Annotated in this window: 12 protein-coding genes; 10 read left to right on the plus strand and 2 right to left on the minus strand. The window is 68.9% G+C overall.

The window, feature by feature from the left end; genetic code table 11:
• From VF794_RS33485 to VF794_RS33530, 10 genes are all read left to right on the plus strand, one after another.
• Positions 1 to 959 (plus strand): alpha/beta hydrolase (locus VF794_RS33485; protein WP_331117182.1); only part of this gene is annotated, 959 nt, incomplete at its 5' end.
• Between the two features lie 133 nt (positions 960 to 1092).
• Entirely contained in the window at positions 1093 to 2124 is a 1032-nt protein-coding gene (locus tag VF794_RS33490) for an L-erythro-3,5-diaminohexanoate dehydrogenase (protein ID WP_331117183.1), read from the plus strand.
• A 12-nt stretch (positions 2125 to 2136) separates the two neighbouring features.
• Complete coding sequence (locus VF794_RS33495) at positions 2137 to 3687, plus strand: lysine 5,6-aminomutase subunit alpha (protein ID WP_331117184.1); 1551 nt, start codon at positions 2137 to 2139, stop codon at positions 3685 to 3687.
• Entirely contained in the window at positions 3687 to 4178 is a 492-nt protein-coding gene (locus VF794_RS33500; protein WP_331117192.1) for a hypothetical protein, read from the plus strand. Before VF794_RS33495 ends, VF794_RS33500 begins: the two co-directional genes overlap by 1 nt.
• A 5-nt stretch (positions 4179 to 4183) precedes the next feature.
• Entirely contained in the window at positions 4184 to 4972 is a 789-nt protein-coding gene (locus VF794_RS33505) for an OAM dimerization domain-containing protein (protein ID WP_331117185.1), read from the plus strand.
• Positions 4969 to 5364 (plus strand): hotdog fold domain-containing protein, encoded by a 396-nt coding sequence (locus VF794_RS33510; RefSeq protein ID WP_257457271.1) that lies wholly within the window; start codon positions 4969 to 4971, stop codon positions 5362 to 5364. The genes VF794_RS33505 and VF794_RS33510 overlap by 4 nt, the downstream gene beginning before the upstream one ends.
• Positions 5361 to 6188 (plus strand): 3-keto-5-aminohexanoate cleavage protein, encoded by an 828-nt coding sequence (locus VF794_RS33515; protein WP_331117186.1) that lies wholly within the window; start codon positions 5361 to 5363, stop codon positions 6186 to 6188. The genes VF794_RS33510 and VF794_RS33515 overlap by 4 nt, the downstream gene beginning before the upstream one ends.
• A 27-nt stretch (positions 6189 to 6215) precedes the next feature.
• The gene (locus tag VF794_RS33520) at positions 6216 to 6992 is read left to right on the plus strand and encodes an SDR family NAD(P)-dependent oxidoreductase (RefSeq protein ID WP_331117187.1); all 777 of its coding nucleotides are present in this window, start codon (positions 6216 to 6218) and stop codon (positions 6990 to 6992) included.
• Positions 6993 to 7036: 44 nt separating this feature from the next.
• Complete coding sequence (locus VF794_RS33525) at positions 7037 to 8041, plus strand: hypothetical protein (RefSeq protein WP_331117188.1); 1005 nt, start codon at positions 7037 to 7039, stop codon at positions 8039 to 8041.
• A gap of 170 nt (positions 8042 to 8211) precedes the next feature.
• A complete protein-coding gene (locus tag VF794_RS33530) occupies positions 8212 to 11049 on the plus strand; it encodes a choice-of-anchor D domain-containing protein (protein ID WP_331117189.1) in 2838 nt (945 codons plus the stop codon).
• Between the two features lie 4 nt (positions 11050 to 11053).
• On the opposite strand, the gene VF794_RS33535 is transcribed toward VF794_RS33530, so the two are convergent.
• Together VF794_RS33535 and VF794_RS33540 are read right to left on the minus strand one after the other, a co-directional pair.
• On the minus strand, positions 11054 to 13177 hold the full coding sequence (locus tag VF794_RS33535; protein WP_331117190.1) for a hypothetical protein: 2124 nt from the start codon (positions 13175 to 13177) through the stop codon (positions 11054 to 11056).
• Between the two features lie 146 nt (positions 13178 to 13323).
• The gene (locus tag VF794_RS33540) at positions 13324 to 14586 is read right to left on the minus strand and encodes a TCR/Tet family MFS transporter (protein WP_331117191.1); all 1263 of its coding nucleotides are present in this window, start codon (positions 14584 to 14586) and stop codon (positions 13324 to 13326) included.
• Positions 14587 to 14674: the final 88 nt, after the last annotated feature.

The raw sequence follows: 14674 nt of genomic DNA on the forward strand, positions 1-14674 counted from the left end.
CCAACCCGCTGGGAGATCCGGCGCGGCGCCAGCTCCTGGTGTACCTGCCCCCCGGCTACGCGGCGGGCAACCGGCGCTACCCGGTGGTGTACTTCCTGAACGCGTTCACCAACAGCGGCAAGTCCTGGACGAACTTCTCGGCGTTCTCGGTGACCGTGCCCGAGCGTCTGGACGCGCTGGTGGCGGCGGGGACGATTCCTCCGGTCATCGGCGTGTTCCCGGACGGGTGGACGTCGCTGGGCGGCAGCCAGTGGGTGAACAGCGACGCCATCGGCCGCTACCGTGACTTCCTGGCCAAGGACGTGGTGGGCTTCGTGGACCGCACCTGGCGCACGCTGCCCAAGCCGGGCTCGCGCGCGGTGGTGGGACACAGCTCGGGCGGCTACGGCGCGCTGGTGATGGGGCGCAACCATCCGGAGCTCTTCTCGCACTTGAGCGCGCAGTCGCCGGACGCCTACTTCGAGTACTGCTACCTGCCCGACCTGCCCAAGGCGGCCTCGGCGCTGCTCAAGGCAGGTGGGGTGGAGGCGTGGTACCAGGACTTCACCCAGCGCGCTCGCGAGACGAAGGCCAAGGGCGAGGACTTCACCGTCATCAACGTGCTGGCCATGGCGGCGGCGTACTCGCCGAAGAAGGGCGAGCCGCTCAACCTGGAGCTGCCCTTCGACGCCCACACCGGCAAGCTGCGGCTGGACGTGTGGAACCGCTGGCTGGTGCATGACCCGGTGCGCTTCGCTCCCAAGTTCCTGGACGCGTTCCGCAAGCTGAAGACCGTCTTCATCGATTGCGGCACCCGCGACGAGTTCAACCTGCGCTGGGGTGCGCGGATGCTCGCCGAGGACCTCAAGAACGGCGGCGTCGAGGCCATCCACGAGGAGTTCGAGGACGGCCACAGCGGCGTCAACTACCGCTTCGAGCGCTCGCTGGCGGTCATCGCCCCGAGGCTCACGCACGAGTAGCGGGCCCCTGGCGCTCCGATGACGCGGAGCGTTGTGTGACGATGCCTCTGGCGCTCCAACGAGCGCCCGGATAGACGCTACCCCGTGTGTTGTTACGCGGGTAGGAGCCGTGTCTACCCGGAGAGAGGGTGCCATGAGCATCGACCGTTACGGATTGTCCCGTGTCATGGGGGAGAAGGGCGTGCTGCCCCAGCGGGCGCGCGAGCTGGACCCCTCGCTTCCCTGCCGGGAGGCCGAGCTCCTCATCGACGTGGAGAGCCTCAACGTCGACGCCGCCTCCTTCAAGCAGATCAAGGACGAGGTGGGCGCGGAGCCGGCGCGCATCGCCGCCCGCGTGCAGGAGATCGTCCGCGAGCGGGGCAAGATGCAGAACCCGGTGACGGGCTCGGGCGGGATGCTCATCGGTCGGGTGAAGGAGATCGGCCCGAAGCACCCGGCACGGGGCGAGCTCCAGCCGGGCGACCGCATCTCCACGCTGGTGAGCTTGAGCCTCACGCCGCTCATCATCGACGAGGTGAAGGCCGTGCACCCGGCCATCGACCGGGTGGACATCCGCGGCCAGGCGATCCTCTTCGCCACGGGCCTCTACGCGAAGCTGCCCACGGACATGCCGGACATGCTGGCCCTGGCGGCACTGGACGTGTGCGGCGCGCCGGCCCTGGTGGCCCGGTGGGTACGCCCCGGCATGACGGTGGCCGTGCTGGGCGCGGGCAAGAGCGGCGCGCTGTGCCTCGCCCAGGCACGGAAGGACTTGAAGGGCCAGGGGCGGCTGCTCGCACTGGACATCTCGGAGCCGGCGCTCGCTACCCTGCAAGGACTGGGGCTGTGCGACACCTCGCTCAAGGTGGATGCCACGCAGGCGGTGGACGTGATGGAGGCCGTGTCCCGGGCCACCGACGGCGCGCTCTGTGATCTGGTGATCAATTGCGCCTCGGTGGGGAACACGGAGATGGCGTCCATCTTGAGCGTGAAGGACGGGGGCACGGTCATCTTCTTCTCCATGGCCACGAGCTTCACCGCCGCGGCCCTGGGCGCCGAGGGCGTGGGCAAGGACGTCACCATGCTCGTGGGCAACGGCTACGTGCCGGGCCACGCGGACCTCACCCTGGAGCTGCTGCGCTCCGAGCCGGCCCTGCGCCGCCTCTTTGAAACGCGTTACGTATAGTAAGGTGCCACCATGCCAGGACCCTTCATCGAAGACGCGCAGATCGCGCGTGCGCGCAAGCTGGCGGAAGACATCACCGAGCCCATCTTCGAGCTCATCCGCCGCAACACCACCGTCTCCATCGAGCGCACCGTGCTGCGCTTCTTCGGCATCTCCGACGCTGGCCCCGGAGGCGTGCCGCTCGCCAACCTGATGGTGGATCGGCTCAAGGCCGCCGGGGTGCTCAACAGGGGAGCGGCGTACTGGTACGGCCGTGCCCTCCAGATGGGTGCTCGCAGCCCGCTGGAGGCCGTGGAGCGCCTGACCGCGCTGCCGACCGAGAAGCTGGGCCCCCTCTCCCCGGAGATGGAGCACAACCTGCGCGAGGCGGTACGCTCCGAGGCCCAGGCGGCCATGGACGAGCTCAAGTCGCGCATCGCCCAGCGGGACGCGCTGCGCAAGGAACTGGGCACCGGCTCGGCGCCGCACAAGTACGTCATCGTCGCCACGGGCAACATCTACGACGACGTGGACCAGGCGCGGGCGGCGGCGCAGGCGGGCGCGGACATCATCGCCGTCATCCGCTCCACGGCGCAGTCGCTGCTGGACTACGTGCCCCACGGCGCCACCACCGAGGGCTACGGCGGCACGTACGCCACCCAGGAGAACTTCCGCATCATGCGCGAGGCCCTGGACGAGGAGGGCCACAAGCTCAAGCGCTACATCCAGCTCACCAACTACTCGTCGGGCCTGTGCATGGCGGAGATCGCCTTCGCCGCGGCCTACGAGCGGCTGGACATGCTGCTCAACGACGCGATGTACGGAATCCTCTTCCGTGACATCAACATGCGGCGCACGTTCATCGACCAGTACTTCAGCCGCCGCATCTGCGCCCTGGCCGGCATCATCATCAACACCGGCGAGGACAACTACATCACCACCGCGGACGCCTACGACGCGGCGCACACCGTCATCGCCAGCCAGTTCATCAACGAGACCTTCGCCAAGCGCGCGGGCCTGAAGGACTGGCAGCTCGGCCTGGGGCACTCGTACGAGATCGACCCGTACCGGCCGGACACGCTGCTCCTGGAGCTGTCGCAGGCGATGCTCGTGCGCCGGTGCTTCCCCAACGCGCCGCTGAAGTACATGCCGCCCACCAAGCACAAGGAGACGGACATCTTCTTCAGCCACGCGTACGACGTGATGGCGGACCTGGTGGCCATGTGGACGCGGCAGGGCATCCAGTTGCTGGGGATGATGACCGAGGCCATGCACACGCCGCTCCTGGCGGACCGGTACGTGGCGCTCAAGGCGGCCAGCTACATCCACCGCGCGGCGGCCGGCATCGACGAGGAGTTCACCGTGCGCGAGGACGGGAAGATCGCCAACCGCGCGCGCGAGGTGTTCGGCCGGGCGATGGCGCTGCTGGAGGAGTGCCAGAAGGACGGCATGGTGGCCGCCATCGGCCGGGGCCACTTCGGCGACGTGAAGCGCACGGAGACGGGCGGCAAGGGGCTCGAGGGTGTGCTGGAGAAGGCGCCGGACTATTTCAACCCGTTCCAGGACATGCTGGAGGCCCCGTGATGCTCGGCTCATTGTTGGTGATGGTGCTGGCCGCCGGAGAGCCGGCGGAGGCACTCGCGAAGTACGAAGTGAAGACGCTCGCGCTCCAGGTGCCCTCCGAGTGGAAGCAGTCCGAGGCGGATGGCACCCAGCGCTTCGACGACCCCACCGGGGACGCGTACCTGCTGGTGGACGTGGGCACGGTGCAGTCGTCGGGGATGAAGCCGCAGGTGTGCCTGGACAAGGTCCTCGCCGCCATGGGCCATGAGTCGGGCTGGAAGCAGCTCAAGCTGGGCAAGGCCCCGGCGGCCCGACGCGTGGACACGGACACCACGCCGGACGGCGCGGAATCGGTGGAGACGGTGACGTACGTCGGCTGTGACGGGAAGACCACCTGGTCGCTCGTCTTCCACATGGACGTGAAGCAGAAGGAGCACTTCGAGTCGCTCGCCGCGAAGGTGGCCCAGAGCGTCGCTTACTCGAAGCCGTCCGCGAGCAAGAAGGGGAAGTAGGCGCCATGGCGACGAAGCCGACCAAGCAGATCATCCGCCCCTATGGTGACCGTCGCGACGACGGCGTCGTGCAGCTCTCGTTCACGCTGCCGGTGCCGCTGTCCGAGAAGGCCAAGGAGGCCGCCGCCGTCTTCGCCAGGAAGATGGGGTTCACCGACGTGAAGGTGGCCGCCGCCGAGCGCGCCGCCGACACGTACACCTTCTTCATCGTCTACGCGCGCACGGCGGTCTCGGTCGATTACGCGGAGATCGACGTGCCCGAGGTCGTGGTGAAGAAGCTGGGCTTCGACGACCTCAATGCCCTCATCAAGGACAAGGTGGGCCGGCGTGTCGTGGTGTTCGGCGCCTGCACGGGCACGGACACGCATACGGTGGGCATCGACGCCATCCTCAACATGAAGGGCTACGCGGGCGACTACGGCCTGGAGCGCTACGCCTGGTTCGAGGCGCACAACCTGGGCAGCCAGGTGCCCAACGAGGAGCTCATCAAGCGGGCCATGGCGCGCAACGCGGACGCCATCCTCGTGTCGCAGGTGGTGACCCAGCGCGACGTGCACAAGGACAACTCGCGCCAGTTCATCGAGGCGGCCAAGGCCGCGGGCATCCACGGCAAGACGCTCCTGCTGCTGGGCGGACCGCGCGTGGACCACAAGCTGGCGTTGGATCTGGGCTTCGACGCGGGCTTCGGTCCGGGCACCAAGCCCTCGGACGTGGCCAACTACATCGTGCACCAGGTCCTCCAGAAGGAAGGCAAGGAGGCGAAGAGCGTGCACTGGGAGGGGGAACCCAAATGAGCAACGTGAAGGCGGTCATCCGGCTGCGCATGAGCAGCCACGACGCGCACTACGGCGGCAACCTGGTGGACGGGGCGCGGATGCTCGGGCTGTTCGGCGACGTGGCCACCGAGCTGTGCATCCGGCTCGACGGGGACGAGGGCCTGTTCCGGGCGTACGACTCCGTGGAATTCCTCGCGCCGGTGTACGCCGGGGACTTCATCGAGGCCGAGGGGGAGATCATCCAGACGGGCAACACCTCGCGGAAGATGCGCTTCGAGGCGCGCAAGGTCATCCGTCCGCGTCCGGACGTGAACGACTCGGCGGCGGACGTGTTGCCGGAGCCGGTGGTGGTGTGTCGGGCGAGCGGGACCTGCGTGGTACCGAAGGACAAACAGCGAGGTCAGCGATGAGCACTCCCATGGTCATTACCGCGGCGATGGTGGGGGCGGAGACGACGCGCGAGCAGACGCCCTACCTGCCCATCTCCGCGGAGGAGATCGCCGAGGACGCGGCGAAGTGTCGCGAGGCCGGCGCGGCGATGGTGCACCTGCACGTGCGCACGCCGGACGGCAAGCCCTCGCAGGACACGGAGCTGTTCCGCGCGGCCATCCGGGCCATCCGCAAGCGCACGGACATCCTCATCCAGGTGTCCACGGGCGGCGCGGTGGGCATGAATGTGGACGAGCGGTGCGGCGGGCTGCGGCTGACGGGCGAGGATCGCCCGGACATGGCCACGCTGACGACGGGCACGGTGAACTTCGGGGACGAGGTGTTCTGGAACCCGAGGCCGCTGGTGCGGGACATCGCGAAGCGGATCAAGGCGCTGGGCCTGAAGCCGGAGTTCGAGTGCTTCGACGTGGGCATGGTCGACGAGGCCCGGGCGCTGGCGAAGGAAGGGGTGGCGGAACTGCCGGGACACTTCGACTTCGTACTGGGCGTGCCGGGAGCGCTGACGGCGCGCGAGGACGCGCTGGACTTCATGATCAAGTCGTTGCCCGAGGGGAGCACGTGGACGGTGGCGGGGGTGGGGCGACACCAGCTGCCGTTCGTGGAGCTGGCGGCGGAGCGGGGCGGTAACGCGCGAGTGGGGCTCGAGGACAACATCTACGTGTCCAAGGGCGTGCTGGCGAAGGGCAACTGGGAGCTGGTGGCGGAGGCGGTGAAGCGGGCGAAGGCGAAGGGCCGGACGCTCGCGACCCCGCGGGAAGCCCGCGAGCTGCTGCGTCTGTCCTGACCCACCCCAAGAGGAACCCAAGACACCATGGATACGGAACTGCGCGGCAAGGGCGTCCTCGTCACTGGCGGAGCGGGCGGAATCGGGAGCGCGCTGGTGCGCGCCTTCGCGGAGGAGGGGGCGAAGGTCGCGGTGCACTACAACCGCAGCGCCGAGAACGCGGAGACGCTGGCGAAGGAGCTGGGCGGAGCGGCGCTGAAGGCGGACCTGACGTCCGAGACCGATGTGGACGCGCTGGTGCCCGCGGCGGTGAAGGCCCTGGGCCGTCTGGACGTGCTGGTGGCCAACGCGGGCGTGTGGCCACCGCCGGACGAGGCGGTGTGGCAGATGTCGCTGGAGCGCTGGCGCCGGACGCTGGCGGAGAACCTGGACAGCGTGTTCTTGAGCTGCCGGGCGTTCCTGCGCCACGTGGCGACCACGGGCACGGGGAACATCGTCATCATCAGCTCGACGGCGGGGCTGTTCGGCGAGGCGGGGCACTCGGACTACGCGGCGGCGAAGGGCGCGCTGGCCAGCGGGTTCCTCAAGAGCCTGAAGAACGAGATCGCTCGCATCGCGCCGTTGGGCCGGGTGAACACGGTGTGCCCTGGGTGGACGGCGGTGGATCGCCACAAGGACAAGCTGGAGAATCCCGCGTTCATCAACCGGGTGACGCGGACGATGCCGCTGCGCAAGGTGGGACGTCCCGAGGACGTGGCGCGGGTGGTGGTGTCGCTGGCGTCGGACCGCATCTCCGGCCACGTCACGGGCGAGGTCATCACCGTGGCGGGCGGCATGGAGGGCCGGGTCCTCAACGAGCCTTGAGCGTGTAGACTCCCACTCCAGGCGCGGAGCTTCGAGGTCATCCCATGCGATTGCGGAGTCTGGCGGTGGTGGTACTCGTGAGTGGCTGCCAGCAGTCCACTCCTCCGCCCGCTCCTGCCGAGCCGCCGATCGTGATGGAGCTTCCTGCCGGCACGGAGAAGGCCTCCGGCGCGGAGTCCGTCCTCGCGCTGGCACCCGGCGCGGCCCAGGCTCCTGCGGCGGACGTGCTCCCGGAGCAGTCGTGGTCGGTGCGCTCCGCGGACGGGCGCGTGGAAGTCCGGCAGCTCGCGAGTCGTCACGGCAAGGACACGCGCTGTGAGAGCAGCGCCACGATGTCATCGCCGCTGGATGGGTCGACCGTGATGTGGAAGTGGAACACCTGCATCGCGACGCGCGAGCAGCTCAAGTTCATCTCCCCGGACGGCAAGCGGGCGATCGTGCTCGAGCCTCTTCCGGTTTCCACCCAGGGCGACTGGAGGCACGTGGAGGTGGCTACCCTCTACGAGCATGGCCTGCGCATGCGGGGGACGACGGTCGGTGCGCTCGTCGGCGCGCTGGACCCGGCACCGGAGCCCTCCCAGCGCTTCGTGTGGTTGAAGGACACGGCTCCGCGCTACACCTCCGACGGGATGGCGGTGGAGGCCGAGACGGCGGACGGGCGCTCGCTCCGCCTGGGTTTCCAGGGGCAGGGCTTCCCGGAGCCGGCCTCGGCGGCCACCACCGTGGTCCTGTACCGGTACGAGGACGACAAGAAGACGAGCCACTTCGTGGGGGCACTCGGAGACGTTCCGGATCGGTACCGCTCCCGGGCGGTGCCCGTGCAGTCCGAGGTGGGTCTCCTCATCGCGAGCGGCCCCCTCGACAACGGGGAGTCGCCTCCTTCCAAGCCCAAGCCCGAGCTGAAGAAGGTCCTGCTCCCACTGCCCCAGGGCCTCTCGGAGGCACTCCAGGGTAAGTCCCCCGCTCAGCTCCTCGAGGAAGCCCAGCAGGGCATGAAGCAACTCAAGGACGCCCGACGCGACCTGGAGCAGTTGGACTCCGAGCGCTGACGCCCTGGCAGGGCCCTGGGTTGAAACCTGTTGGACTCCTCCCGTATGAGCATGGGGCCTCTTCACTCATGGGCGGGAGCGCGATGCCAAGGGTTGCTTCACTGCTGGCCGGACTGTTGCTGTGCACACTCGTGGCTTGCGAGGGGGCGCCGCGAGCCGAAGTCTCGCGGGTGACCACTCAGGCGCTCGGCACCCTGGCCGCTGGAGTCGACCTCACCCCGACCACCGGTACGACCGCTTCGGATGGCAGCTGGTTCTTCGCGGTGAAGGGCTACCGGGTGCGCTTCCCGAGGGACACGCGACTCTCGTGGATGGAGGCGCGCATGGAGCTGGCACCAGGCTCGTGCGCGCAGGCCATCATCCACGACGTGCCGACGCGGACGGAGCTGGCCAGGGGGGACTTGGTGTGCGGCGGCAGTGGGGACACCTTCTATCGCTCGGCCATCTCCTTCAACGCCCTGGCCAACCGCGACTACATCCTGTCCTTCTACGTCCCCGCGTCGAGCACCACGTACTTCACCCGCCAGCAAGACCCGAGCTTCCCCTACACCGTGGGGGACGGCATCCAGGTGCTGGACAGCGTCTCCACCACTACGACGACCTTCGGCTATCCCGACACGGGTAACTTCTGGGCGCCGCACATGCGGTTCTTCCTCGGCGCGGGGACGACCGCGGAGGCGAGCCCCTCCCTGGTGGCGTTCGGCGACCAGCGCGTGGGGGCCACCAGCGCCACCCAGGCCGTGACGCTCTCCAACACGGGGGCCGCGCCCCTGACCGTTACCGCGCTGAACGTGACCGGCCCCTTCCAGGTGAGCGGCCTGACGCCGCCGGCCACGGTGGCGCCGGGCGCTAGCACCACCTTCCTCGTGGCCTTCACGCCCTCGGCCCGGGAGACGGTGTCGGGCCAAGTGGTGGTGGAGAGCGACGCCAGCAACGGCAACCACACGGTGCACCTCTCGGGCACGGGCATCCAGCCGAGCATCCACGTGTTCCCCACCGCGCTGGACTTCGGCGACACGCGCGTGGGCGCCGTCAGCGAGAGCATGCTGGTGACGGTGAGCAACACCGGCCCGGACACCCTGCGGGTGACCGGGGCCAGCGTGAGCGGCCCGTTCCTCCTCGAGGAGTCCCTGCCAGTCGAGGTCGCTCCCGGTGAGAGCATGGCCTTGAGCGTGACCTTCGCGCCCACGGCCTTTGGGGAGGCCTCGGGCTCGCTGAGCCTCACCAGCAATGCCTTGGGCGATCCCTCCACCGTGGCGCTGTCCGGCAGGGGACTGGCGCCGCGCATGGTGGTGACTCCCGCCTCGCTCGACCTGGGCTCCGTCAACGTGGGTCGCACGTCGACGGCCCAGAAGGTGACGGTGTCCAACACCGGCGACACCGCGCTCGTGCTGACGGGGGTGTCGTTGTCGGGTGCCGCGGCGGGTGACTTCGCCACCACCGCCTCGCCCCTCGAGCTGGCTCCGGGGGCGTCCTCCTCCTTCCTGGTCACCTTCTCGCCGACGGCGGTGGGCGCGCGCTCGGCCCGTCTCACGCTCCTCTCCAATGATCCACAGGCTCCAGGTATCGAAGTGGCGCTGTCCGGTGTGGGCACCTCGCCTGTGCTGGAGCTGAGCGCGGCCTCTCTGGATTTCGGCGGCGTACGCGTGGGCAAGAGCCCGGGGGAGCGCACCCTCACCGTGAAGAACACGGGTACGGGGCCGCTCACCCTCACGTCGGCCTCCGTCTCGGGGACGAGCGCCACGCGCTTCTCCGTGGCGATCTCCTCCTTGCCGTACGTCATCCCGGCCGGCGGCGGCACGGACCTCACCGTCACCTTCCTCCCGGACAGCGTGGGCGTGGCGAGCGCGGAGCTGACCCTCCTCTCGGATGACGCGGCGCAGGCCAACGTCGTCGTTCCGCTGACCGGTACCGGCCGTTCTCCGCGCCTGGGCCTGTCCGCGACCACGCTCGACTTCGGCGCTCAAGGGGTGGGCCGCACCTCGTCACCGCGCTCGTTCACCGTGACCAACACGGGCTCGGACATGCTCACGCTCTCGGGTGTGACGGTGGAGGGGAGTGGCGCGGCGGCCTTCGCGCTCGTGGACCCACCGACGCTGCCGCTCGTGCTGGCGCCGGGCGCGGGCACCACGCTCCGTGTGACCATGGCGACGGAGGAGGTGGGGGTGAGCGAGGCCGTCGTCCTCCTGGAGAGCGATGATGACGAGACCCCGCGGGCGCGGGTGGTCGCGCGTGGTACCGGCGTGTCCCAGGTGCTCTCCCTGTCGCTGGCCGAGGTCGCCTTCGGCACCTTCCGCCTGCCGGCCCGCTCCTCGCCCAGGACCGTGGTCATCACCAACCTCACCGCCGAGCCGATCGAGCTGGCCGAGCCGGAGCTGCTGGGCACCCACGTCTCGCACTTCCAGGTGTCCGGCAGGGCCGGTCCGCTGGAGGCGGGGGCTTCCGTCACCGTGACCGTGGTCTACGAGACGACCACCGCGGCGGACTCGCGTGCCCTCCTGCGCATCGCCACCCGGGACGGCTCCACGGCCCTCGCCGTGGCCCTCTCCGGGCGCGCGGTGTCGAAGCTGGTGGGGATGGCTCCCTCCTCGCTCGACTTCGGAGTGGTGGAGGAGGGAGCGACGAGTCCCGCCCAGACCGTCACCCTCACCAACCTCTCCACCGAGCCGGTGGTGGTGAGCGAGCTCCAGTCCGACAACGAGGCCTTCGCGGTGACGGCCTCGGGCCTGTCGTCCCCCCTCGCGCCGGGAGCCAGCGGCACCTTCACCGTGACCTTCAGCCCCAAGGCGTTGGGGCCCGTGAGCGGCCAGGTGCGCGTGACGCTTCAGGGCGCCAGCGAGCCGGAGGCCGTGGTGGCGGTGAGTGGCACCGGCCGCGCGCGTGACCCGAAGACGGGGGAGTCGGGGTGCGGTTGCGGCCAGGGCCCTGGTGGCTCGCCGTGGCCCGCGAGCCTGATGCTCGCCCTCACCCTGGGCTGGCTGTGGCGGGCCCGGCGCCGCGCGAGCTGACGGGTCACAGCTTCTCGGACGAGCAGCGGGTGTAGGTCAGGTAGGGCCAGCAGGTGGCGTTCTTCACCTCGGACCAGTTGGCCTGGGGCCAGACGGTCTGCGCCCAGTCGGCGATCGCGTTGACCAGCATGGGGTTCACCCCGTGGTACTTGAAGTGCGGGAGCATGTACCAGATGCGGTTGCCCAACGAGCCATCGAAGGCGCCGTTGATCGTCTCCGTGGTGCTCGCGCCGCCGGTGCCCATCCAGTCCGCGACGGCGTACTGGCGCGTCTTGTCCCACCAGGTGGACAGCACGGCCTCCAGCACGGCGCGCTGCTCGTCGCGGGTGATGCCCGTCCAGCCCGGCATGTACCCGGGTGCCACCAGCCGGCTCACATCCGCCGCGGTCCTCGGCGACCAGCCCGTCGAGCCCGACACATTGGGCTTGAGCGTGTTGTCCGAGGCCTGCATGCCTTTCACCAGCCACAGCGTGAGCAGGGCATTGTTGGGCACGCTCACGGAGCCGGCGCGCTGCAGCTCCAGGATGAAGCCGTGCGCGTAACCCCAGTCGAGCGGCCGCTGGCCATTGCGATCCGCCCCATCCGAATGGTTGCCATTGAAGAGCACCAGGGCCAGTTGGTACCAGGCCATGGAGAAGTAGGGGTAGTGGACCGCGCTGTTGTCGAGGATGCCCGTGTTGTTCCTCGGCAGCTTGAGGACGTGGGGCGAGGAGTCGAAGGTGCTGTTGGTCATCCACCCCCGGGTGTCTCGTGACGAGGGGAAGAGTTTGCGTTGCTGTCCCTCGAGGCCGAACTCCTGCATCACCTCCCACGTCTTCACCACCTGCCAGAGGGAGGTGGCGTACAGCTTGCGCGAGTGTTCGCTGTCCAGGCTGGTGGTGGCGTTCGGGTACCTCGCGCGGATGAAATCGTAGAGGTATGAGTTCCAGAGGCGGTGGGGGTAGAAGAGCTCGGACCTGTAACTGGTGTAGCCGGCGGCCTTCACCTTCGTGGCCAGGTCGCGCACGGTGGCGGTGACGCCCGCCGCCGTTCCCTCGCCCGCGTAGATCTTGTTGACCCGGTCATTGACGAAGGCATCTCCCCAGGCGTCCTTGGGGTGGATGCTCGGCAGCCAGTGATTCCAGTCGGGCAACTGGAAGAAGATGGGCATCTCACGGGCGCTGACGTTCGTCGTCGTGGCGATGGCCGCCTTCTGGATGCCGGCCGGGAACAGGAAGCGCAGCAGGTCGCGATCCTGCTCCAGCACGGCGTCGAGCCCAGCTCCGGCCGACCACTGCTCCACGGGCCTGGCGTCGAGCCCCGGCCCGGGCTGGTAGGGCGGATTCCACGGCCTCCCCGGGTTCGTCACCCCCGGAATCGTCCGGATATAGGAGGCGATCTTCCGGCCCTCGGTCTCCGTCAGGCCATGGAACTTCGACCGCTCGATGATGGAGTGGTTCGAATAATTGAAATACTTCAAGTCCCGGCCGTCCTGGGCATGGCAATCCATGCACCGGGCGCGGATGGCCACGGGACTCTTGGGAGAGCGCACGAGCTGCCGCGTGCGCCAGAGCTTCTGGCCCTCGGAGATGGAGAGGGCATCCGTGAACGGAGGCTGCCAGGTGGCCGGGGAGTCCTGGGTGAAGGTCGTATCCGCGAGGACGCGGCTCCCATCGGCCCGAAGCAGGTTGAGCTTCAGCACCCGGTAGCCGATGGACCGCCCATCCGAGACATTGAACCGGAAGGAGAGCTGATTCGTGCCCGCCACCAGCGCGCCGGCGGGGACGTTCAGGCTCAGCTTCAGCGTCGAGAAGGCGCCGCCAATGCCTCCGTAGACCTTCCCGAGCCCCTCGACCGTCACCGTCTGATTGCTCAAGGGCAGCCAGGCGCCGGAGTTGAAGCGGACACTGGCCTTGTTCGCGTAGCTCAGGTTGTGCACCTGGAGCCAGAGCTTCAGCGGCTGCTGCACATCCAGCGTGGTCAGGGAGACCGGGACGGACCGCGTGAAGCCGTCCGCGCCGAGGACCTCGAGGGGCAGGACGATGGGCGAGCTGACGGCCTGCTCCGTCTCACCCGGAAGCTCCTGCCCGGGTGGGCCCTCCCAGGAGTCGCTCCCGTCCGAACCCAGCAGACAGCCCGTGAAGGACAACGAAAGTCCCAGCGTGAGGGACGCGAGACCGCGAAAGAAGGAGTGTTGGGTTTTCGACATTGCTTGGTGCTGAAATCATCAGCGCCAGGCAATACCCAGCCAAGAACGAGCGAGCGGGCGAGAGCCCGCTCGTCAGGGACTACAGCTCACGCGGTGGGCACGGTGGGGGTGACGGCGATCTCGGGGCGAGGGCTGGTCACCCGCCAGGCGAGGAGCACCGCGAAGACGAGCAGCAACGCGGCGAGCAGGAAGGGAGCGCCGGGCATGTTCCAGTTGCGCTCCGGGTCGATGCCGAGCGCGAAGCTCTGCGTGAAGAGCGCGGGGCCGATCATCCCCGCGATCCCCATGAGGCTGGAGAGCGCGCCCTGGAGCTGGCCCTGCTCCGACGGGTCCACCCGGCGCGACATCAGGCCCTGGGAGGACGGTCCGAAGAGTCCCCACAGCGACATCACCGGAATGCCAATCCAGAAGAGGGCGCCGGTGCTGGCCAGCGCGTAGACGGCGAAGCCCACCGCGCCGAAGGACAGTCCCATCAACAGCGTGCGCCGCTCGCCCAGACGCGCGACGAGGGGCCGCACCAGTCCGCCCTGGACGATGAGGGAGAAGAGGCCCGAGCAAGCCAGGGTGAGCCCGACGGCGCGCTCGTCCCAGCCGTAGCGATAGCTGCCGTACAGCACGAACACGCTGGGCAGCGCGACGTGGGAGAGGTTGTAGAGGAAATGGACGGACGCGAGCCCGAGCAGCTCGGGCTTCGAGCGCAGCATGGCCAGCGCGCCCATCGGATTGGCGCGCCGCCACTGGAAGGGCTTGCGCCGCTCGGGAGGCAGGGACTCCGGCAGGACGAACAGGCCATACATCGCGTTCAGGAGACTCAAGCCCGCCGCCACCCAGAATGGCAGGTGCGGATTCATCTGGCCCAGGGCGCCGCCCAGCGCGGGCCCCACCACGAAGCCGATACCAAAGGCGGCGCCGAGCAGGCCGTAGCTGCCGGCGCGCTTCTCCGGCGGCGTCACGTCCGCGATGTAGGCACTGGCCGTGGAGATGCTCGCCGCGGTGATGCCCGAGATGACCCGGCCCGCGAACAGCCAGCCCAGCGTGGGCGCCAGCGCCATGAGGATGTAGTCGACCCCCAGGCCGAAGTTCGACAGGAGGATCACCTTCCGGCGGCCGAAGCGGTCCGAGAGCGCGCCGATCACCGGGGAGAAGATGAACTGCATCAGCGCCCAGGTCGTGGAGAACACGCCGAGGATCTCCGCGCCCCTGCCAGCGTCGCCTCCCATGAAGTTGACGACCAGCTTGGGCAGCACGGGGATGATCATCCCCATCGCCAGGATGTCGAGCAGGATGGTGATGAAGATGAAAATCAAGGCGGCGCGGCGGGGAGTCGCGGAGGTGGTCGGTTCGGACATGGGGATGGCGCGCAGTCTTCGGTGACCCGGGTTTCCGCGTCAATGGCTCCAGGCTCGACTCTCTCCGTCCTGGCTGGCTCCGCTCGGG

The sequence above is a fragment of the Archangium sp. genome (assembly GCF_036389735.1).
Classification (GTDB): Bacteria; Myxococcota; Myxococcia; order Myxococcales; family Myxococcaceae; genus Archangium.